Source organism: Rudanella lutea DSM 19387 (assembly GCF_000383955.1).
Classification (GTDB): domain Bacteria; phylum Bacteroidota; class Bacteroidia; order Cytophagales; family Spirosomataceae; genus Rudanella; species Rudanella lutea.
This window is the reverse complement of record NZ_KB913013.1, coordinates 2,867,832-2,888,614: the sequence shown is the minus strand read 5'-3', so window position 1 is coordinate 2,888,614 and position 20,783 is coordinate 2,867,832. Positions and strand designations below refer to the sequence as shown.

At 54.4% G+C, this 20,783-nt stretch carries 16 protein-coding genes; 15 read left to right on the top strand and 1 reads right to left on the bottom strand.

The annotated features are described in order from the left end of the window. The first annotated feature begins 54 nt into the window (after window positions 1-54). The 14 genes from nuoK to purB all read left to right on the top strand — a co-directional run bounded on the left by nuoK (window position 55) and on the right by purB (window position 18,587). On the top strand, window positions 55-399 hold the full coding sequence (gene nuoK / locus RUDLU_RS0111945; RefSeq protein ID WP_019988622.1) for an NADH-quinone oxidoreductase subunit NuoK: 345 nt from the start codon (window positions 55-57) through the stop codon (window positions 397-399). Between the two features lie 113 nt (window positions 400-512). Continuing rightward, window positions 513-2,465, top strand: coding sequence for an NADH-quinone oxidoreductase subunit L (gene nuoL, locus RUDLU_RS0111940; protein WP_019988621.1), 1,953 nt, complete (start codon window positions 513-515; stop codon window positions 2,463-2,465). Between the two features lie 16 nt (window positions 2,466-2,481). Then, the gene (locus RUDLU_RS0111935) at window positions 2,482-3,927 is read left to right on the top strand and encodes a complex I subunit 4 family protein (protein ID WP_019988620.1); all 1,446 of its coding nucleotides are present in this window, start codon (window positions 2,482-2,484) and stop codon (window positions 3,925-3,927) included. Between the two features lie 5 nt (window positions 3,928-3,932). Further along, window positions 3,933-5,330 carry an NADH-quinone oxidoreductase subunit N gene (locus RUDLU_RS0111930; RefSeq protein ID WP_019988619.1) on the top strand — a complete coding sequence of 466 codons (1,398 nt, stop codon included), beginning with the start codon at window positions 3,933-3,935 and terminating at the stop codon, window positions 5,328-5,330. Window positions 5,331-5,522: 192 nt separating this feature from the next. After that, complete coding sequence (locus tag RUDLU_RS0111925) at window positions 5,523-6,011, top strand: GtrA family protein (RefSeq protein ID WP_019988618.1); 489 nt, start codon at window positions 5,523-5,525, stop codon at window positions 6,009-6,011. Window positions 6,012-6,160: 149 nt separating this feature from the next. Next, window positions 6,161-6,364, top strand: coding sequence for a hypothetical protein (locus tag RUDLU_RS0111920; protein ID WP_019988617.1), 204 nt, complete (start codon window positions 6,161-6,163; stop codon window positions 6,362-6,364). A 60-nt stretch (window positions 6,365-6,424) separates the two neighbouring features. Then, window positions 6,425-7,036 carry a SprT family zinc-dependent metalloprotease gene (locus RUDLU_RS0111915; RefSeq protein ID WP_019988616.1) on the top strand — a complete coding sequence of 204 codons (612 nt, stop codon included), beginning with the start codon at window positions 6,425-6,427 and terminating at the stop codon, window positions 7,034-7,036. Next, window positions 6,993-10,472, top strand: coding sequence for a type IX secretion system sortase PorU (gene porU / locus RUDLU_RS0111910; RefSeq protein WP_245581666.1), 3,480 nt, complete (start codon window positions 6,993-6,995; stop codon window positions 10,470-10,472). The genes RUDLU_RS0111915 and porU overlap by 44 nt, the downstream gene beginning before the upstream one ends. A gap of 124 nt (window positions 10,473-10,596) precedes the next feature. After that, a complete protein-coding gene (gene porV / locus RUDLU_RS0111905; RefSeq protein WP_027302993.1) occupies window positions 10,597-11,778 on the top strand; it encodes a type IX secretion system outer membrane channel protein PorV in 1,182 nt (393 codons plus the stop codon). A 145-nt stretch (window positions 11,779-11,923) separates the two neighbouring features. Beyond that, complete coding sequence (locus RUDLU_RS0111900) at window positions 11,924-13,207, top strand: M16 family metallopeptidase (RefSeq protein ID WP_027302992.1); 1,284 nt, start codon at window positions 11,924-11,926, stop codon at window positions 13,205-13,207. A 152-nt stretch (window positions 13,208-13,359) separates the two neighbouring features. Further along, window positions 13,360-14,010: a glycerol-3-phosphate 1-O-acyltransferase PlsY gene (gene plsY, locus RUDLU_RS0111895; protein ID WP_019988612.1), complete on the top strand. Its 651-nt coding sequence runs from the start codon at window positions 13,360-13,362 to the stop codon at window positions 14,008-14,010. Window positions 14,011-14,172: 162 nt separating this feature from the next. Continuing rightward, complete coding sequence (locus tag RUDLU_RS0111890) at window positions 14,173-15,549, top strand: dipeptidase (RefSeq protein ID WP_027302991.1); 1,377 nt, start codon at window positions 14,173-14,175, stop codon at window positions 15,547-15,549. A 67-nt stretch (window positions 15,550-15,616) separates the two neighbouring features. Continuing rightward, on the top strand, window positions 15,617-17,134 hold the full coding sequence (locus RUDLU_RS0111885) for a DUF1207 domain-containing protein (RefSeq protein ID WP_027302990.1): 1,518 nt from the start codon (window positions 15,617-15,619) through the stop codon (window positions 17,132-17,134). Window positions 17,135-17,246: 112 nt separating this feature from the next. After that, window positions 17,247-18,587, top strand: a complete 1,341-nt coding sequence (gene purB, locus RUDLU_RS0111880; protein WP_019988609.1) for an adenylosuccinate lyase — start codon at window positions 17,247-17,249, stop codon at window positions 18,585-18,587. A 63-nt stretch (window positions 18,588-18,650) separates the two neighbouring features. Here the strand turns inward: purB and RUDLU_RS0111875 are convergent, their stop codons facing one another. Then, a complete protein-coding gene (locus RUDLU_RS0111875; protein ID WP_019988608.1) occupies window positions 18,651-20,174 on the bottom strand; it encodes a 4Fe-4S binding protein in 1,524 nt (507 codons plus the stop codon). Between the two features lie 213 nt (window positions 20,175-20,387). Between RUDLU_RS0111875 and RUDLU_RS0111870 the strand changes: the two genes are divergently transcribed. Continuing rightward, complete coding sequence (locus tag RUDLU_RS0111870) at window positions 20,388-20,783, top strand: hypothetical protein (protein WP_019988607.1); 396 nt, start codon at window positions 20,388-20,390, stop codon at window positions 20,781-20,783.

Here is a 20,783-nt window from a genome sequence, read left to right as displayed (position 1 = left end):
CACCGACACACTTTTATCATTACATTTGCGCGACTTTTACATTACCGGTTCACTATGCAACCCACTCAGCAGGTACTCATTCCGGAGGTCATTCAACAAATACCGCTCAACTATTATCTCATTTTTAGTACAGCGTTGTTTGTGATTGGCATTATCGGTGTGTTGACCCGGCGTAATGCCATCATAATCTTCATGTCGATTGAGCTCATGCTCAATGCCGTCAACATGCTCCTCATTGCCTTTTCGTCGTACAAGTCCGATCCGACGGGGCAGGTATTCGTCTTTTTCATCATGGCTGTGGCTGCCGCCGAAGTTGCGGTTGGGCTTGCCATTATTGTGATGATCTATCGTAATACGCGCTCAATTGATATCGGGGCCCTCAACAAACTGAAATGGTAAAGCGAGTTTTCGGTTTACAGCTCTCTGTTTACCGTTGCGCCGGGCGACTTGCCCATGTTGCAACCGGTGAACATGACTGAAAACGGAAAACAGCAAACTGAAAACTTGTTTCTATGCAAGCTGAACTACTCTGTATTCTTATTCCCCTATTGCCCCTTCTTGGTTTTGTGGCCAATGGTCTGGGGTTCCGTCGGGTTCCGGCGTCGTTGGTAGGGCCGCTGGCCGTAGCTGGGCCGGTGCTGTCATTTCTGGCGGTTCTTAGCCTGTTTTCAAACTTCCGGGCAGGGGGTAATCAACCCTTCAAAGCCTTGTTGTTCGACTGGATCAGCGTGGCCGACCTGCATATTAACTTCTCCTTCCAGATCGACCAGCTCTCGCTGATTATGCTGCTGGTAGTGACGGGTGTAGGCTCACTCATTCACCTTTACAGCATTGGCTACATGAAGCACGATGAAGGGTATGGTAAGTTTATGGCTTTCCTGAACCTGTTCCTGTTCTTCATGCTCTTGCTGGTGATGGGCTCCAACTACGTCATCATGTTTATTGGCTGGGAAGGTGTTGGCTTGTGTTCGTATCTGCTTATCGGATTCTGGAACACCAACACCAGCTACAATAATGCCGCCCGCAAAGCCTTCGTGATGAACCGGATTGGTGACCTTGGCTTCCTGCTGGGCATTTTCCTCATCTTTACCACCTTTGGTTCGGTTGAATACAGCGATGTGTTTGCCTCGGCAACGGGTATGACCATTGGCGACAAAACGGTGCTGGCCATTACGCTGCTGCTGTTTGTAGGTGCCATGGGTAAGTCGGCGCAGATTCCGCTTTATACCTGGCTGCCTGATGCAATGGCTGGCCCCACGCCGGTATCCGCCCTGATTCACGCGGCTACCATGGTGACGGCCGGTATTTACATGGTGGTTCGGTCCAACGTACTGTACACCCTGTCTCCGCTGACGCTCGAAATCATGGGTGGTATTGCGATGGCAACGGCTCTGCTGGCCGCATCGATTGGTCTGTTGCAGAATGATATCAAGAAAGTACTGGCTTACTCAACGGTGTCGCAGCTCGGCTACATGTTCCTGGGCCTGAGTGTGGCGGCTTATACGGGCGGTATGTTCCACGTACTGACGCACGCTTTCTTCAAAGCGCTTCTCTTCCTTGGGGCTGGTAGTGTAATTCACGCCATGTCCGACGAACAGGACATCCGTAATATGGGTGGTTTGCGCAAGTACCTGCCTATTACGTTCTGGACCTTCCTGATTGGTACCATTGCCATTTCGGGTATTCCGCCGTTTGCCGGTTTCTTCTCGAAAGACGAAATTCTGGCGCACGTTTGGGAGCATAACAAAGTCCTCTGGGCATTGGGTGTGCTGGGCTCGGCCATGACATCATTCTATATGTTCCGGCTTCTGTTCCTGACGTTCTTCGGTGAATTCCGGGGCACGGCCGAACAAAAACATCATCTGCACGAGTCGCCCCTGACCATGACCCTGCCCCTGATGGTGCTGGCGGTATTGTCGGTAGTGGGTGGTTTGCTGAATGTACCGCACGCACTCGGTGGCCACTCTGCTCTGGCCGAGTTTATGGCACCGTTGTACGCTGGATCGCAGCAGGTGAACCCGGCTGCGTTTGGTGGGCATACCATGGGAGCCAGCGAAGAACTGATGCTCATGGGGATTTCGGCGGGGGTAGCTCTGCTGTCGGCTATTGTTGCCTACGTTATGTATGTGCGCAACGCGGCCGTACCCGCTCCTGATTCGGCCGAGCGGTCGCTGCCCGCTAAAGTGGTTTACAACAAATATTACATCGACGAATTTTACGAAGTACTCATTGTACGTCCGGTGCGGGCACTGGGCGATGGGCTCTACAGCGTTGGCGAATTCGTTGTCGATGGGGTGGTGGGTGCCGTAGCCTGGTTGGTTCGGACCGTGTCGGGCCAACTTCGGCTGGTGCAGAACGGCTCCATCGGCTCGTATGTGTTTGCTATGGTCCTGAGCCTGGCCCTGATTATTGCCCTGCGGTTTTTTATCAACTGGACGTCCGTTTTGGGCTACCTGAATATCTGAACGTAACGACCCATTCATGCTCACGCTTGCTCTTATTTTCTTCCCGGCCGTAGCAGCCACGGTCACGTTACTTCTCAACGGCGACTCGGCTAAGCGGTTTGCCCTCGGGGCCGCTCTTCTCGAGTTTTTGCTGGCGGCCTATGTTGTCAGTCAGTTTATGGCCACGCCCGAGTTTCAGTTTGGCTTCGACGTGCCCTGGATCAACGTCCTTGGTATCCGGTTCAGCGGTGGAATCGACGGCATCAGCATCTTGCTGGTTTTGCTTACAGGTCTGCTGGTTCCGCTCATTGTATTATCGGCCTTTGGTCAGAATTACAATCGGCCGGCTACGTTTTACGCCCTGATTCTGTACATGCAGGCGGCCCTGATGGGGGTGTTTACGGCCCGCGATGCGTTTCTGTTTTATCTCTTTTTCGAAGCGGCCCTGATACCTGTCTATTTTCTGGCGGCATTATGGGGCGGTGCCAACCGAATTCCGGTTACGTTTAAATTCTTCATCTACACAATTTTCGGCAGCTTGCTCATGCTTGTTGCCCTTGTGTATCTGTACTACCAAACGCCCGGTCTGCATTCGTCAGCCATTGCCGATTTCTATAAGCTTAACCTGACACCGGCCGCACAGGGCTGGGTTTTCTGGGCCTTCTTTATCGCCTTTGCGATCAAGATGCCGGTATTCCCGTTTCACACCTGGCAGCCCGATACCTACGTTGAGTCGCCGACACCAGCCACCATGTTGCTGGCGGGTATTATGCTCAAGATGGGGGTTTATGGCCTTATTCGGTTTATTCTGCCGATTGTGCCCGCCGGGCTGGACACCTGGGGGATGATGGCCGTGGTGCTGTCGGTGATCGGTATTGTGTATGGTTCGGTGATTGCTATCCGTCAGCGCGATATGAAGCGTCTGATTGCGTATTCATCGTTTGCGCACGTGGGGCTCATGGCCGCCGGGGTTTTCTCACAAACCACCTATGGTGTACAGGGTGCCCTGATTCAGATGCTGGCGCACGGTGTCAATGTGGTGGGTCTGTTTTTTGTAGCCGAGCTGATCTTCGACCGGGCCAAAACCCGGCAACTTGATCAGTTGGGTGGCATTACCCGCACGACGCCCAAGCTTACGGTACTGTTTATGATTCTGATGTTGGGAAGCGTGGCTCTGCCGCTCACCAACGGCTTTGTGGGTGAGTTTCTGCTGCTCAAAGGAGTGTTTGATTACAACAACTACCTGGGTGCATTGGCCGGTCTGACCATTATTCTGGGCGCGGTGTATATGTTGCGGATGTTCCAGAAAACCATGTTTGGTAAGGCCAGCAACAATACACAGTCGTTTGCCGACCTGAGCACCTCCGAACTTTGGGTGCTTGTTCCCTTAGTATTCTTTGTGTTCTGGATGGGCCTGTACCCGGCTTCATTCCTTAAACTCACCGAACCCGCCGTTACGAACCTGTTGCGGTACATCAAATAGACATCATGCTACCCATCATATTACTTTCGGTTTTCGGAATTGCCCTGTTGTTTCTGGGGTTTGCCAAATCAAAAGCGATTCTACTCCCGGCTACGCTGCTGTTTATTGCTATAGCCTTCGGAGCGTCGTTTGTTGACTGGGGCAAGAATTACATGTACTTCAACGACATGTTGTTGTCAACCAACCTGTCTATTGCTTTCACGGCTATTGTGCTGTTGTCGGCATTTATGGTGGTGTCGTTGTCGAGCAGTTTTCTGGAAGATGAGTCGGCTCAACCGGCCGAATACTACGCCATCATGCTGTTTTCGCTCGTGGGGGCCATCATGATGATTAGTTTCGAAAACCTCATCATGTTGTTTGTGGGTGTCGAGATTCTGTCGGTAGCCATGTACGTGCTCACCGGTAGCGACAAGCGTAACCTGCGCTCCAACGAGGCCGCCCTGAAGTACTTCCTGATGGGCTCCTTTGCCACGGGTATCATGCTGTTTGGTCTGGCCCTGCTCTACGGAACATCCGGCTCGTTTGTGCTTTCTGACCTTCGCTCGTATGTGAATGGCGGGGTTGCGTATGGCTCACCTTTGTTGCTGTACATGGGCCTGCTGCTGCTGCTGGTTGGTATTCTGTTCAAAGTATCGGCGGCTCCGTTCCATTTCTGGACACCCGACGTGTATGAAGGGGCTCCCACACTGTTTACGGCTTTTATGTCGACGGTGGTTAAAACGGCTGGCTTTGCCGCCCTGCTCCGTTTACTGTCGTTTTCGTTTACGGGTATTTACTCGTTCTGGGGCGTCATTCTGATGGTCGTGACGGTAATCACGCTGGTTGTGAGCAACTTCACGGCTGTGTACCAGAGCAGCTTCAAGCGGATGATGGCCTATTCGAGCATTTCTCATGCGGGTTATCTGCTCATTGCCCTGACGGCCGTTGGGCAGCAGAGCAAGCAGGCACTGGTGTTTTACTCGCTTGCTTACTCAGTAGCCACAATTGCCGCATTTGGGGTGTTGCTCGTGGTGAGCCGCCACCAATCGGGCGAGGGTAAACCCACCGACGAAAGCTACGATGCTTTCAACGGGCTGGCCCGGCAGAACCCGTTGCTGGGTTTTATCATGACGGTGGCTATGCTTTCGCTGGCGGGTATCCCGCTGACGGCCGGTTTCTGGGGTAAGTTTATGGTGTTTACCACAGCCGCCAACCGGGGTATTTTCTGGTTGCTCGTTGTAGCCGTACTGATGTCGGCGGTAAGCATCTATTACTACTTCCGGGTTATCATTGCCATGTACCTCCGCGACGGGCAGACAACCGCCATCCGGGTAGCTCCGTTTTATCGGTATGTACTAATTGCTGCTACTATTCTTACCATTGTCTTGGGTATATTGCCTAACTTAGTTCGCAGTCTGGTGTAACACTGTGTGAGCGCACCCATCGGGATCGCTCATCAATTCAATACGCATTGCTCTGAACGGCTACACAACAATTCTGTCTATTGGTTGTGTAGCCGTTCAATCAGTAAAGAAGTCTCAAGTAAGCCAACGGCTAACTTATCCATTCGTTTGACGGTTTGATCATTATTCAGAACAACTAACTGCCCTGTAAACGTGAACGTAGAGGTACTGCAAACAACCAAAATCGGTCGGCGTAAAGACTTTCTTACGTTTTTCCTGACGGCACTGTTTGGGGCCTCCGTCAACTTCTTCAGCCAGATCGTCTACCGCGAGAATCTGGATTATTCCTTCGATACGAGTGTCGTGCTGGGCTACCTGACTGCCACCGTTGTCAGCTTCGTACCAACCAAAGTGTACGCATTTTCGGCCCGGCAAACAGGCAATACCAGCCGCGAAGCCGTAAAATTTGTGGCCATTGCGTTGGTGGCCTGGGCGGTGCAGTATTTTGTATCGGTCGGAACACTCCGATGGATTGCCACCCCTCTGTTACCCAAAGTAGAAGTATTCTGGCGCGAAAAAACCTCACATGTGGCCGGCATGGGTTTTAGCTTCCTCGCCAATTATTTCGGGCATAAGCTGCTTACTTTCCGTAGCACCGGTGTGTATGACCGCCTGCGGGCGCGTACCGGTCGGGTCTCTTAACCCCCATTTCAATAAAGTTAGCCTACCTGCAAACAGGATTTTTCTGATAGATAAGCCCTTAAATTAAAATTAAATAGGGGTTTGCTTTGTATTTTTCAAGCCGACTCCGCTATTTGCAACCGGAACTTAAAACAACCACTATTAAGACAATGAAAAAAGTATTTGCTTTACTGTTCGTTGGCACGATGGTTACTTTCGCTGCCTGCCAGAGCAAGCCTAAGACTGAAGAAGCTGCTGTTGACTCAACTGCAACGACTACTATGTCAACTGACTCAGCTGCCATGTCAACCGACACGACGGCTGCTGCAGCTACGGATTCAGCTGCTGTTGCTCCTGCCGACAGCGCGAAGTAATTTCGGACACCAACCGAAAGCACTGGAAGAAGCCTTATCTTTGATAGGGCTTCTTTTTTTATGGATGTTTTTGAAACGCATTTTCCGGCCGGAGCCTCGGCGTATGCACGAGGGTTATGGCAGGAATACAAGTTTGGATTTACTATTTCCCGCCCCCGTCGTACACGGCTGGGCGATTTCAGGGCGCTGCCCGACGGCTCTTTGCATATTTCGGTCAATGCCGACCTAAATCCGTACGCGTTTCTGATCACGTATGTGCATGAAGTGGCGCACGCGGCTGTGCACCGGGCTCAGCCGCAAGGTCGCCGTCGGGCTGCCCCGAAGCCGCATGGGCCGCAATGGCAACAGACGTTTGCCGATCTGATGCGGCCCGTGCTGACTGCAGCGGTTTTCCCGGAAGCTATTCTGACACCCCTTCGTGATTATCTGCGGCAGCCCGCGGCCTCGTCGCATGCGCATCCGGGTTTGATGGCCGCTTTGCGTAGTGCCGATCCACAGCCAACAGGCCGAGTGCTGCTACAGGACCTTCCTGAAGGAAGCGCGTTTCGGTTAGCGAAAAAGACCTTTGTGCGGGGTACAGTTCGGCGCACGCGCATTGTTTGTAAAGAGGTGGCATCGGGCCGTTCGTATGCGATTCTGGCCCATGCTCTGGTCGAGATGGAAAATGGATAAGGGGTACGATTTTAGGGAGAACAGGCAACGTAACAGCGGGGTAGGACGCCTGGTGCAGCCCAGCGGCCTGGGATTGGCGGGCCTGGCTCTACTGCTGAGTCTGTATGCCTCGGCTCAGTCGGTTCTGCGCACCGGTACGTGGGTCAAAATCGGCATTACGCAAACAGGCCCGTACCGGCTCAGTTACGAGACTCTGAGCGCCATCCATCCGGCCTTTGCCAACGCCGACCCGCGTCGATTCCGGTTGTATGGCAACGGCGGAACCCCTTTACCACAAGCCAACGCAGCCCCGCGTCCGACAGACCTGACTGAGAATGCAATTCTGGTCGAAGGTGAGGCCGATGGGCGTTTTGACCGGGGCGATGCCCTGTTGTTCTGGGGCGAAGGGCCACACGTAATCCGGCAAGACTCGGCGACGGGCCGGTTGAGCCACACGATTAACCCCTACAGCGATACCACTTTTTATTTCCTGACCATAGCCGATCAGCCCGGCCGCCGGATGGCCGTGCGGGCACCGGGTGCTGGTACCGGCTTGTCGGCTGTGTCGTCGTTTGCCCATTACCGGTTTCACGAACTCGAACAAACGAGCCGGGTACGGTCGGGGCGCGAGTGGCTGGGTGAGTTTTTTGGCATTACAACCGAACAAACGTTTACGTTTGAGACGCCCGGTCTGGTGGCCAATTCGCCTGTAGAAATTACATCGTCGGTGGTGGCCGATGCCCCCGCAACCACCCAGTTTACCCTCCGCCTGAATGGTCAGTCGCTCGGCACCCAATCGTTCGAGGCCCTTTCGGGGTATCGCTACGATCGGAAAGGGATAGAAAACCGTCGTCTTTTTACGGCCCCGGCGGGTACCGAAACCAACCTGCGGGTTACGCTCAGCTACGATAGGGCCGGTCAGTCGGCGGCAGCGGCTTACCTCAACTTTTTGGGGGTACAAACCCGGCGGGAGTTGCGCATGTACGACGCGCCAACGCTGGCGTGGCTCACTCCCGGTCGGTACACCCTGCGGCAGGCTACGGCCGGGTTACGTGTATGGGACGTAAGCCTGCCGACCGTGCCCGTGAGCCAATCGGTAGCACCGACGGGGACCGATGCCACGTGGGCGAGCCTGAGTCGGGGGGCGTATGTGCTGTTTGCCGATAACCAGTTTAGGCAACCTCTCACGCTCGCGTTGGTGCCCAATCAGAACGTGCGGGCCGAAGCAACGCCCCAACTGCTGATCGTAACGCCAGTGGCTTTCCGGGCCGAAGCCGAACGACTGGCAGCTTTTCGGCAAACCAACGACGGCCTCACCACGCTGGTGGTGACTACGCAGCAGTTGTATAACGAATTTGCGTCGGGGCAACCCGACCCGACCGCTATTCGTGATGCGGCCCGGTATTTCGATCGGAAAACCCCCGGCACCCTGCGTTACCTACTCCTGTTTGGCGATGCTACCTTCGACTACCGAAACCTGTCGGGCATATTGAACCCGGCGCAATGGGCCAATACAGTGCCAGTTTACGAAAGTCGCGAATCGCTGCATCCGGTGCTCAGTTATTCGTCAGACGATTATTTTGGTTTTTTACAGGACAATGCTGGCGAATGGCCCGAAACCAATGCCGGAGACCTGCGACTTGACATTGGAATTGGGCGGCTTCCCGTAAAAACACCCGACGAAGCCCGTACCGTGGTCGATAAACTGATTCGGTACGCTACCGACCGTACCCTGGCGGGCGATTGGCAAACCCGGGTCGCGTTTGTAGCCGATGATGGCGACTCGAACATTCACCAGAACGATGCCGACCAACTGGCCCGCGCTATAGAACGACAAACCGCGTTTCGGCCGCAGCGTATTTTTCTGGATGATTTTGTGCAGGAGTCGGCACCGGGTGGGCAGCGGGCGCCGGGCGTGAACCAGACCATCAGCCGGATTATGGACGAAGGGCGGCTGATTATTAACTACACCGGTCATGGGGGCGAAACGGGCTGGGCCGAAGAGCAGGTACTGACCTTGAACGATATTTTTGCCTGGCGAAACCGACGCTTGCCGCTGCTTGTGACGGCTACCTGTGAGTTTGGCCGCTACGACGACCCCAACGTAAACTCTGGTGCCGAACTGGCGCTGCTGAGTCGGCAGGGAGGGGCCATTGGCCTGCTTACCACCACCCGGCCGGTGTACGCCAACACGAATTTCCTGCTTAACGAAGCGTTTTATCAGGCCGTGTTCAAGCCCGTTAATGGCCAGATGCCGCGCCTGGGCGATGTGTTTCGGGAAACGAAAAATAACAGTCTGAGCGGGAGCCTAAATCGTAACTTCGCTCTCATGGGCGACCCGTCGATGCGGTTGGCGTATCCGCAGGCCGACGTGACGCTGACGCACGTCAACGGTCGGGCCGTGAAGGCAGGGGCTCCCGATACCCTGCGCGCATTGCAGTCGGTGGTGCTGGAGGGTGAAATTGTGCAACCGGCTAACCGGCAGCGGATAGCCGATTTCAACGGGCGAGTGCGGCTAACCCTGTACGACAAACCGCTTGCGCGCACCACCCGCGGCACCGAAAGCAGCCCTATGAATTACCAAACCTACGCGAGCCTTATTTTTTCGGGTCAGGTAGCCGTGAATCAGGGCCGTTTCCGGGTACAGTTTGTCGTGCCGAAAGACATTGATTATACCTTTGGGCAGGGGCGGTTGTATGCTTACGCGCTACGGGCCGACAGCCTGTTCGATGCGATTGGCCAGTCGGCTAATCTCGTTATTGGTGGCACGGCGGCCAGCCCAGTTGTTGATACGCAACCGCCTTCGCTCACCCTCGCCGTGCTTGGGGCCACGCCCGATGCGGGCGACCGGGTACGCGTTGCCGGGCCCGACGTTACGCTGCGCATTCAAGTGGCCGATAATATGGGCATCAATCTGGCACAAACTGGCTTAGGCCACGAGCTGACGGTGCAGTTGAATACGGAGGCTCCAATCGTTTTGAACAGTAATTACGTATCTGAAGATAGCGAAGGTCGGCGGGGGAGTGCGAGCGTAACGTTCCGTAACCTGCCCTCGGGCTCGTACACGGTGCGGGCGAAAGCCTGGGATGTTAACAATAATTCAACTGAGGGGGCGTTGACGTTTATAGTGTCGGAAAAGCCCTCCCTGCTGATTCGTTCGCTCTGGGCCAGCCCTAATCCGGTAGTTGATCAAACGCAGTTGGCGTTGAATCACAACCGGCCGGGCGAAACCCTCGACTGGTCGGTGCAGGTGTACGATCAGGCCGGGCGTTTGCTGAGTGAACAGGTTGGTCAGTGCGATCGTTGCCCCGAAACCGTGTCGTTGGGTCAATGGGACGGACGAAACAGCGCTGGGTCTTTGCTAATCAACGGGTTATACCTGTACCGGGTCGTACTTCGGGCCGCTTCGGACGGTTCCGAAGCTAAAGCTGGCAACCGGATTCTGCTGGTGCGGTAACACACTGGATAAATGCCCGGCATCAATTTTGAGCACTTTTTTTCATTCATAGCGAATCGTCGTAATTTTGACCCCCGGCCCGCATCTCAGTGGAGATCAGCGCCGTGTTCACTTACCATATTTTATGAAGCGCAGCTCTTCCCGCCTTTTTCTCGGAGTCATCTGCTTTGTTCCTTTTCTGGCTTCCGCGCAAACAACGCCAGTAAATGCCAGCGGTCAGCAAGTCCGCAATGCCGTTACCTCTGCGGTGCCATTCCTGAACTTCACGCCCGATGCCCGTAGCGGTGCTATGGGCGATGCCGGGGTCGCTCTCAGTGCCGACGCTAACGCCATTTACTGGAACCCCTCCAAACTGGTATTTGCCGATAAAGACGCCGGAGCCTCGCTCTCGTACACGCCCTGGCTGCGCGACCTCATCGGCGACATGTATTACACCAACCTGATGGGGTATAAGAAGATCGGTAAGAATCAAGCTATTGGCGCTTCGATGACGTATTTTGATCTCGGAACCATTCAGTTCACGACTAGTCAGGGCCTGGCTGCCGGTACGTTCAACTCCCGCGAGTATGCCTTTACCGGGTCGTATTCGGCCCGTCTGACGAAGAACTTCTCAATGGGCGTAAACATCAAGTACCTGAACTCAAACCTTGCTGGTTCGACGATGGTAGTGGGTACGCCGGTGAAGCCAGCTGCCACTGCTGCTGCCGATATTAGCGCGTTTTACCGGAACGAGGTTCGCGACGAAGCAACCGGCCGGGGCCTTGGCCTGGCGTTCGGAGCCATGCTCTCGAATCTGGGTGGCCGCGTATCGTACGGGACAGATCAACGCTACTATATCCCAACCAATTTCCGTTTGGGAACCGCTTTGACGTACTATGCCGATCAGTACAACAAATTCAACATCGCGCTGGACCTGAACAAGCTGATGGTGCCTACACCGCCTGTCGACACAACGAAGTCGTACATTGCGTCGGTGTTTGGTTCCTTTGCCGATGCACCGGGTGGTTTCTCTGAAGAACTGAAAGAGGTTACGATCTCGACCGGGGTGGAGTACTGGTACAATGATCAGTTTGCGGCCCGGCTGGGCTACTTCCACGAGTCGGCGCAGAAAGGCGGCCGTCGGTTCTTTACGGCTGGGGTTGGCATCCGGCTTCAGGATCGGTACGGCGTTGATTTCTCGTATCTGATGCCCGTCACGCAGGGAAGCCCACTGGCTAATACCTTCCGGGTATCGTTGCTGATCAACCTGAGCAAAGGCGTTCGTATTGCCGATGAAGAAGATGTCGAAGACGACTCTTCCAACTAACATATTCAGTCACTAACGGAAAGACGTTAGGTATCAGGCTCACTTTGGATCGTCTGACGCCTAACGTCTTTCCGCATACATACACCTACGGGTTTGCGCTCAGCCAACCCTCTTGCGTAAGGCCCCCCTGAGGGGCCGTTCGGATATGCTTTTAGATCGTACACAGTCACCTTCGTTTCAGGCCATTCATGAAGTGCGTTTGCCCGCCGTGCAATCTACCACATTGGCCAATGGTTTACCCGTTCATCTGGTTTCGGTTCATCAGCAGCCGGTTATGCGGATCGAGTGTATTTTCGATGCCGGTACCTGGTACGAAAATGGGCAGGCGGGTGCTGCCTTTTTCGCTATGAAAATGCTCGCCGAAGGAACCGCCGGGCATTCGTCGGCCCAAATCAGTGAGTATTTCGACCGGTACGGGGCGTTTCTGGAACTCAACGCTGGCCCCGACCGGTGCAGTGTAGTGGTGTACTGCCTCACGCGCCATCTGGCCGATGTGTTGCCTATGGTGAAAGAAATGCTCACCGAACCGGTGTTCCCTGAGAAAGAGTTTGAAGACCTGCGCAACATTACGCTCCAAAACCTGCGCGTCAACCTCGAAAAGAACGCGTATGTAGCCGGGGTGCTGTTTCGGGAAAATCTGTTCGGGAAGGCGCATCCGTACGGGCGTACACAGCGGCCGGAGGTAGTCGAACAGATTACCCGGACCGATATTGCGGGCCATTTCGACCGAACCATTCGGAACCGCCCCTTTCAGGTCTTACTGGCCGGACACGTGACCGAAGCGGAGGTTGCACTTGTAGATCATTACTTCGGCTCAATGACCTTTGCCGGGTCCGTTACCGACACAGAGACCCTGCCCGAACTGGCCACGAGCCAACCGGTTATTCTGGCCGAAAAGGCCGAGAGTCTGCAATCGTCAATTCGGATGGGACGCCGGTTGTTTACCCGCGATCATCCCGATTTCTTCCCGATGCTGGTGACTAACGAACTGCTGGGGGGGTATTTCGGGTCGCGACTCATGAAGAATATCCGCGAAGAAAAAGGGTTCACCTACGGCATTTCGTCAAACCTGATCTCATTCCGGCACGAAGGCTACTTCCTCATCGGTACCGATGTAAAGAAAGAGTTTACCCAGCAAACCCTCGATGAAACCCGGAAGGAAATCCGGCGACTCCAAACCGAGCTGGTTCCCGCCGATGAACTCGAAACCGTCAAGAATTTTATGGCGGGTGAGTTTGTAGGCTCGCTCAACACCCCGTTCGAAATTGCCGATCGGTATAAGCTGATTTTGCTGGATGGCCTGCCAACCGACTTTCTGACGAATTACGTGGCTAACATTCGGTCGGTTTCCGCCGAAACGATTGCCCAAATGGCAACCCGGTACCTGACCGAAAATGACCTTATTGAGGTCGTAGTTGGAGGAAAGTAAGATTATGCAATAAAATAAGCGTTTTGGTATATTTGATATGCCGAAAACTTTTATTAAATCTTAACTTTGGGATAATATTGACGGTTTCTTGTGTTATCATTGCGACTGCCTGCAGAATAAAATGTAGGTTCAATCCATAATAACTCACGTTTATGAGTGTATTGGCTGTAGCCGTAGCGTTTGTACTTGCGTATCTGTTGGGCTCCATCCCAACGTCTGTTTGGTATGGTCAGGCCTTTTTTGGGGTCGATGTTCGTCAGTTTGGTAGCGGTAACGCCGGAGCCACCAACACCTTCCGGGTGCTGGGTAAGCGGGCTGGTACCGTGGTCATGCTGGTCGATGTGCTGAAAGGCTACACGGCTGCCTTGTTGGCCACGCTTCTTTGGCAGATTGGCTGGATCACCGAAGACCATATCCTGATTTTTAAGCTTCTGTTTGGCCTGACGGCCGTGGTGGGGCACCTGTATCCGGTGTTCGCTCAGTTTCGGGGCGGCAAAGGCGTTGCTTCGTTGCTGGGTATGGTATTGGCCACGCACCCTGAGGTAGCCGCCGTTTGTATCGGTATCTTTTTGCTGGTGGTGCTTTCGTCGCAGTATGTATCACTGGGTTCTATGCTGGCTGCGCTGGCGTTTCCGGTTCTGCTACTCATGCGTGCTTTCGGTCAGAAAGAAAGCCCCCTGCTTATTGTATTTGGCTTTGTGGTGTTTCTGCTGGTGGTACTCACCCACAAAAAGAACATTAGCCGAATCCTGAACGGGCAGGAAAGCAGAACCGTACTGATCCGGCTGCGGAAACGGAAATAATCGTTTATAAAATAAGGCGGGTGCAAGCCCCCGACGCGAAGGCGCTGCGAACGAGATTAATTCTGTTCCGGCGCCTTCGCTTCTTTGTATGAGGGTTTCAAAACCCGCCCGGTTTTTGCCAACTTTGCGAATCAACAGCGTGAACCTAAAAACCAAATCCTGATGAATGCTGCTACTGCATCGTACATTGAGTCAAACAAACAGCGTTATTTAGACGAACTCCTCGACCTGCTCCGAATTCCCTCGGTATCGGCCGACTCCAAATTTAAAGACGACGTTCGGCGGGCAGCCGAGTTTGTCCGCGATAAACTGACGGCGGCCGGTGTCGACCGGGCTCAGTTGTTCGAAACGGCCGGACACCCCATTGTGTACGCCGAAAAACTGATCGACCCGGCACTACCAACCGTATTGGTTTACGGCCACTACGATGTGCAGCCCGCCGACCCCTACGAACTCTGGCACACGCCCCCCTTTGAGCCGACCATCCGCAACGAGCGCATCTACGCCCGCGGAGCCTGCGACGACAAAGGGCAGTTTTACATGCACGTGAAAGCCATCGAGGCAATGATTGCCACCGACTCGCTGCCTTGCAACGTGAAGGTGATGATTGAAGGCGAGGAGGAGGTCGGTTCAGACCATCTGGGGCTTTTCGTAACCGAGAACCGGGAGCTTCTGAAAGCCGACGCCATCCTGATTTCCGACACCAGTATCATTGCCAACGATGTCCCCTCGCTCGAAACAGGTCTGCGTGGCCTTTCGTACGTAGAGGTAGAAGTGACCGGTCCCAACCGCGACCTGCACTCGGGTGTGTACGGTGGTGGCGTCGATAATCCGGTGAATGTGCTGTGTCAGATGATTGCGTCGCTCAAAGATGCCGACGGCCATATCACGATTCCGGGTTTTTACGACAAAGTAGTTGAGCTGAGTGCCGACGAGCGTGCCGAAATGGCCAAAGCACCGTTCGATCTGGTCGAATACAAACGCGACTTGGGTATTCAGGAGGTGTTTGGCGAGGCCGGTTACTCAACCATCGAGCGCACCTCGGTACGGCCTACGCTGGACGTAAACGGTATCTGGGGCGGCTATATTGGCGAGGGAGCCAAGACGGTGTTGCCCTCTAAAGCATCCGCCAAAATCAGTATGCGGCTGGTGCCGAACCAAACGCCCGATGAAATCACCGAGCTGTTTACCAAACACTTTGAGTCTATTGCGCCCGCATCTGTACGGGTTGAGGTACGGCCCCATCACGGTGGTCTGCCTTATGTGATGCCTACTGACTCGGTGGAGTTTGAAGCAGCCAGCCGGGCTATGGAAGAATCGTGGGGGAAGAAACCGATCCCGACCCGGGGGGGAGGGAGTATCCCGATTGTGGCGCTTTTTGAGCAGGAGCTGGGTATCAAGTCGATTCTGATGGGTTTCGGCCTTGATATCGACGCACTTCACTCGCCCAACGAGAGCTACGGCCTGTTTAATTTTTACAAAGGAATCGAAACCATTCCCTTGTTTTTCAAGCACTACGCGGCTCTCAAACAGAACTAAGCGTATTTTGCACCTTAAAGAGGAGCGAGAGGGATTCTCTACGCTCCTCTTTTTGTAAGCCTAAACCATGCGCACTACTACTCAATTGATAGGTCTGCTGCTTGCTGTCAGTACGCTGACAGCCTATGCACAGGCCCCTACTTCGCCGACGAGCAAAACCCTGACCCCCGCAGAACAGAAGCGGCAGGAGCGTTTGCAGCGGGAAATCGAAGCGCAACGTAAGTTTAAAGCCGAAATGGCCGAGCGGCAACGGCAGTACTTTGCCGAACAGGCCGAAAAAGAGCGCAAGCGTAAAGAACGCGAAGCGCAGAAGGAAGCTCAGAAACGGGGAGAAACACCTACGGCCAAAACAGAAGCTCCGAAGTCGGTACCCTCCAGTACGGCCCCCGCTTCAGCACCAGCACCGGCTACGTCGCCCGTAACAGCCCCTCCGGCAGCTACGTCGCCGATTTCGACGGCCCCGGCGGATGCGCCAACTCCAACGCCGAGCAAGGCCTCAACCGCCGATCGTGAACGTGAAGCCCGACGGGCATCCGAAGCCGCCCGGCAGGAGCAGGCTGCCCGCGAAAAAGCCGCTCGGCAGGCACAGGATGCACAAAACCGCGAAGCCGCCCAAAAACAACGGGATGCCCTTCAGCAACAACGCGAGGCCGCGCGTCGGCAGGCGGAGTTGGAGCGGCAGCAGCAACAGCAGCAACGGGATGCCGAACGTGCGCTTGAGCGGCAGACGAAGGAACAGCGTCGGCGCGAAGAAGCCGCTACGGCCGTGGCAACCCGCCCCGACACAACCGCGGCATTCAGTGCCCGGAAACAGTTATTTCCCAAAGACCACCTGTTTGCGCCCATCCTACTCGACCCGCTTCAATCGCAGACGTACGGCAGTGTGCTGCCTCTGTTTGTGAGCAATGGCGAGCGGTACGAGGGAACAATTGTACCCTTTGCGTTTGGCTTACAAAAACCGTTTTTCCGGCGGCAAACTGGTACCAACCGGGCCAGCGAATGGGCGCTTGATGTGGCTTCGTTCACGCAATTTGAGGTGTACAAAGACGAAAAAATTAACAAGCAGCGCCGGCAACTGATTAATACCGACTACCGGGTGGGTATCTCGTACCACCTCCGGCGCGGCCCCGGTACCTGGCGATTCCGGGCGTACCACCTTTCATCGCACCTCGGCGACGATTTTATCATTCGGAATCAGCTGAATTTCCGGTTACCCAATGCCGTTAACTACGAACTGATCGACGCGACGTACAGCCAGCAGATACGCGATGTGCGTGTGTACGGAGGTTTGGGTGTGGGGCTGCGAATTTCGCAGGAGCGCAAGCCCCTGAGCGCGCAGGCGGGGTTCTGGTACAAAAAACCATCGACCAAAAATTCGCAGCTGGTTGGCGGGCTTGATCTGAAAATGTGGCAGCAAACCAATTTCAGGCCGGGCGTCAAAGCCGGTATCGGGACAACGGTGGGGCAGGGGCCAAACAACCTGACATTCCTGCTCGAAACCTACGCGGGTTTCCGGCCTTACAGCATCTACGAAGCCGACCGGGTATTCTGGTTAGGAGTTGGGGTGTATCTGCAACCGTTTTAGGTAATCATAGAGCCACGGATTGAGCCGGTTACAGGAGGGCAATCCGTGGCTTTAACCAAACTAACCTACTCAATCCGTTCCATCCCTGCGCCTATTGCAATATCTTTGCCGGATGGAATTATCTGCGCTGACGGCAATCACGCCCGTCGATGGCCGCTATCGTCGGCAAGTAACCGCTTTAGCCCCGTACTTCTCTGAGTTTGGCCTGATTCGGTACCGGGTTCGGATTGAAATCGAGTACTTTATCGCGCTTTGCGAGTGGCCTATTCCCCAACTGGCCGATACGGATACGAACCTGTTCCCGACCCTTCGGGGGCTGTACGAGAACTTTACCGAAGCCGACGCCCTCCGGATCAAAGAAATCGAGTCGACCACCAACCACGACGTTAAGGCGGTTGAGTATTTCATTAAAGAGAAGCTGCAAAGCCTACCTATCGCCGACAAGCTGGAGTTTATCCACTTTGGCTTAACCTCGCAGGATATCAACAACACCGCCATCCCGCTCCTGCTTGATGAAGCCCTGAAAACTGAGATTACGCCCCTGTACCGCGAGGTGAATGAGCGGCTGCGTCAACTAGCCGACCAATGGGCCAATGTGCCCATGCTGGCTCGTACGCACGGGCAACCGGCTTCGCCAACCCGGCTGGGTAAAGAACTGCTGGTTTTTTGCGAGCGGATCGACAAACAGCTGGACCTGCTGACCCAGATTCCGTCGGCGGCCAAGTTTGGCGGGGCTACGGGCAATTTCAACGCGCACCACGTAGCCTACCCGGCCATTGACTGGAAGCAGTTTGGCGATGGTTTTGTGCAGAGCCTCGGGCTGGTACGGAGCCAGTTTACCACGCAGATTGAGCATTACGATATGCTGGCGGCAACGCTTGACGCGTTTAAGCGGCTCAACACGATTCTGATTGATCTGGACCGCGACATCTGGACGTACGTCTCGATGAATTATTTCAAGCAGAAGCTGAAAGCTGGCGAGGTTGGTTCGTCGGCCATGCCGCACAAGGTGAACCCCATTGATTTTGAAAATTCGGAGGGGAATCTGGGCATTGCCAACGCTCTGTTTGAGCACCTGTCGGCCAAATTGCCCATCTCCCGCTTGCAGCGCGACCTGACCGACTCAACGGTGCTGCGTAATCTGGGTGTGCCGTTTGCCCATGCAGTCATTGCGTTGAAAGCTACCCTCAAAGGACTAAATAAGCTTGAACTGAATGAAGCCGCTCTGCTGGCCGACCTGGAAGAAAACTGGGCCGTAGTGGCCGAAGCCCTCCAGACTATTCTGCGTCGGGAAGGCTACCCACAACCCTACGAGGCCCTGAAGGCTCTGACGCGTACCAACGAGAAGATTACAGCCAACAGCATCCGTCAGTTTATTGACGAGCTGGACGTGTCGGAGTCGATAAAGACCGAACTTCGTGCCGTAACTCCGCACGGATACGTCGGGATATAAGTGCCAAAGGATACGACGGGCGGGTACCTAAAACAGGCTTGTTTTGGGTACCCGCTCTTTTTTTTAGATGTTACGTGTATCAACTCGCCCGGTTTCGAGGTTTAGTACCCCGCGCGGGCATACGGCCGAACAGATGCCACAGCCCACACACGACGAACGTACGATGTCTTGCTGGCGTTGGGCGTACCAGCGCACATCAATCCCCATTTCGCAATAAGCCGAACAATTGCCGCACGAAATACACTGCCCGCCGTTGGTGGTAATCCGAAAACGCGATTTGAAACGCTGCACTAACCCCAGATAGGCGGCCAGCGGACACCCAAACCGGCACCAGACCCGGTTGCCCATGATGGGGTAAAAACCGGTACCAATGACCCCCGAAAACAGGGAGCCGATGTAAAATCCGTAGGCCGACCGAACGCTGTACGAATCGAGCACACCCAATACGGTCGATTGGCCGGTGAAGTAGGTGTACAAAACGAGGGCTGTCATCACCACCGCGAAAACCAGCACCCCGTGCACCAGCCACCGCTCAAATTTCCAGGCACCCAGCCGCTTGTCGGAAAGTTGGCGGTACGGGTCGCCGAGGGTTTCGGCCAGGCCCCCGCAGCCACACACCCAGGAACAATACCAGCGCTTGCCAAAAAAGTAGGTGAGCACAGGCACGCCTATAACTGTCAGGATAATGCCCCAAACGAGCATGAATACCCCGAAGGTGCCGGCCTCAATTTTGGCGTTGAGCTCATAATCGAAGAAAAAATCGTAGTCGAGTGGCCAGATATTTTTCAGGTCCTGATAGGGCTGATTGAGTAAGGCCAGTATTTCGGGAATCAGAAAGGCAAACGAAACTTGAAAAAACATGACCGAAGCCGTGCGCCATTGCTGGTAGGGGCTGTGCCGGTGCCGAATCAACATTCGGATGCCCATAACCAGAATCACGACCGTGTACAGAAATCCGTACAAAAACCATTGGCTGGCGAGTGCCTGAGTGCCCGGCTTGCCGCTAATCAACTGCCGGATGGGGCTCACAATGAGCGTCCAGTTGGTCAGGTACTCGGGAAAGAAATAGAGCAGAATATAAAACCCGATCAGAAATGACCCCACGAGCCATGCCACCCAGCCCCGGTTGGTAGCCGGGTGCTCGTACAGGTGCTCATTGCGAATACCCGCCGGGCCATGGTACTTCGGGTTAACGAGCACATACACTAGCCCACCCAGCGTAGCTAAGCCAATACTTAACCAGAACCACAGCCACGGGTGGTCGGCCACCGTCCCGACCGACGCGGCCTGGGTTACGGCAAAGGTGTAGTTGTCATAAATTACCGCATCCCATTGGCTGCGGGCGCGCATCTCCTCGTTGTAGCCATCTATCGCGCCCTGAAACGCCTGGATAAACGCTATCTGGTTATCATAAAGTTTATCGCGCATAGGGGCCGTTCGGTCGAGCAGAATAGCCCGGTGCTCGGGTTTTACGAGGTCCGTCAGTGTTGTTTCGGTGAGCCGAAATTGCCCCAACGTGAGACTGAGTATGAAAACGGCAAAACCGGTCAGAAAGAGCCCAAGCCCCAGATTACGTAAGAGGTGCATGTGTTAACCAAGGCGAAGAAAGTAGTTATGTAATATACGACACCCGGCTGGTAATGGTTCTAAACCGGTCGATTAAACCACTAAGTAGATTTTTTGTCTAAACTTTGGTTACTAAGAAGTAATGCCAATTAAAATTTTATGAAACATATGAAATCCCTATTGTATAGTCAGTCTAGTGTCTAAATTTGTTTAAACGCTTTTGCCGTAGCTGTTATGCCGACCGTAACTTATGAATCACTGAAAGCCGAGCAGGCCTGGATGGTCGTTTCGGATCAATTGAACCAACGTAACACGTTGCTCTCCAGAGGTATCAGTCACCTCGAACGTCAGGTAGCGGAGCTGCCACTGGCCAGCCGATTAATGATTTTGCGGTATCACTTGCGGCATAGCCTGCGCAAAATGACGGGCGATGCCCGGCGGTTGCCCCGCAACTCCGACGATGCCGATGCCATCAGTCAGCAGTGGATGCACATTCATCAGTTGCACTTTTTGCTGCGTCAGATCGACGCTGAATTGCAGAACGCTTCGGAAGATAGCGATGCATTCCGCGACTGGCTCGAATCCATGGAGTCTCGCGTCTACAAGTCGGCTTTGGTCACCTTGAATTAA

What these genes read in the sequence shown, in the direction of transcription:
- nuoK (WP_019988622.1), top strand. Translation starts at nt 55, where the DNA reads ATGCAACCCACTCAGCAGGTACTCATTCCGGAGGTCATTCAACAAATA.
- nuoL (WP_019988621.1), top strand. Translation starts at nt 513, where the DNA reads ATGCAAGCTGAACTACTCTGTATTCTTATTCCCCTATTGCCCCTTCTT.
- RUDLU_RS0111935 (WP_019988620.1), top strand. Translation starts at nt 2,482, where the DNA reads ATGCTCACGCTTGCTCTTATTTTCTTCCCGGCCGTAGCAGCCACGGTC.
- RUDLU_RS0111930 (WP_019988619.1), top strand. Translation starts at nt 3,933, where the DNA reads ATGCTACCCATCATATTACTTTCGGTTTTCGGAATTGCCCTGTTGTTT.
- RUDLU_RS0111920 (WP_019988617.1), top strand. Translation starts at nt 6,161, where the DNA reads ATGAAAAAAGTATTTGCTTTACTGTTCGTTGGCACGATGGTTACTTTC.
- RUDLU_RS0111915 (WP_019988616.1), top strand. Translation starts at nt 6,425, where the DNA reads ATGGATGTTTTTGAAACGCATTTTCCGGCCGGAGCCTCGGCGTATGCA.
- porU (WP_245581666.1), top strand. Translation starts at nt 6,993, where the DNA reads ATGCGATTCTGGCCCATGCTCTGGTCGAGATGGAAAATGGATAAGGGG.
- porV (WP_027302993.1), top strand. Translation starts at nt 10,597, where the DNA reads ATGAAGCGCAGCTCTTCCCGCCTTTTTCTCGGAGTCATCTGCTTTGTT.
- RUDLU_RS0111900 (WP_027302992.1), top strand. Translation starts at nt 11,924, where the DNA reads ATGCTTTTAGATCGTACACAGTCACCTTCGTTTCAGGCCATTCATGAA.
- plsY (WP_019988612.1), top strand. Translation starts at nt 13,360, where the DNA reads ATGAGTGTATTGGCTGTAGCCGTAGCGTTTGTACTTGCGTATCTGTTG.
- RUDLU_RS0111890 (WP_027302991.1), top strand. Translation starts at nt 14,173, where the DNA reads ATGAATGCTGCTACTGCATCGTACATTGAGTCAAACAAACAGCGTTAT.
- RUDLU_RS0111885 (WP_027302990.1), top strand. Translation starts at nt 15,617, where the DNA reads ATGCGCACTACTACTCAATTGATAGGTCTGCTGCTTGCTGTCAGTACG.
- purB (WP_019988609.1), top strand. Translation starts at nt 17,247, where the DNA reads ATGGAATTATCTGCGCTGACGGCAATCACGCCCGTCGATGGCCGCTAT.
- RUDLU_RS0111875 (WP_019988608.1), bottom strand. Translation starts at nt 20,174, where the DNA reads ATGCACCTCTTACGTAATCTGGGGCTTGGGCTCTTTCTGACCGGTTTT.
- RUDLU_RS0111870 (WP_019988607.1), top strand. Translation starts at nt 20,388, where the DNA reads ATGCCGACCGTAACTTATGAATCACTGAAAGCCGAGCAGGCCTGGATG.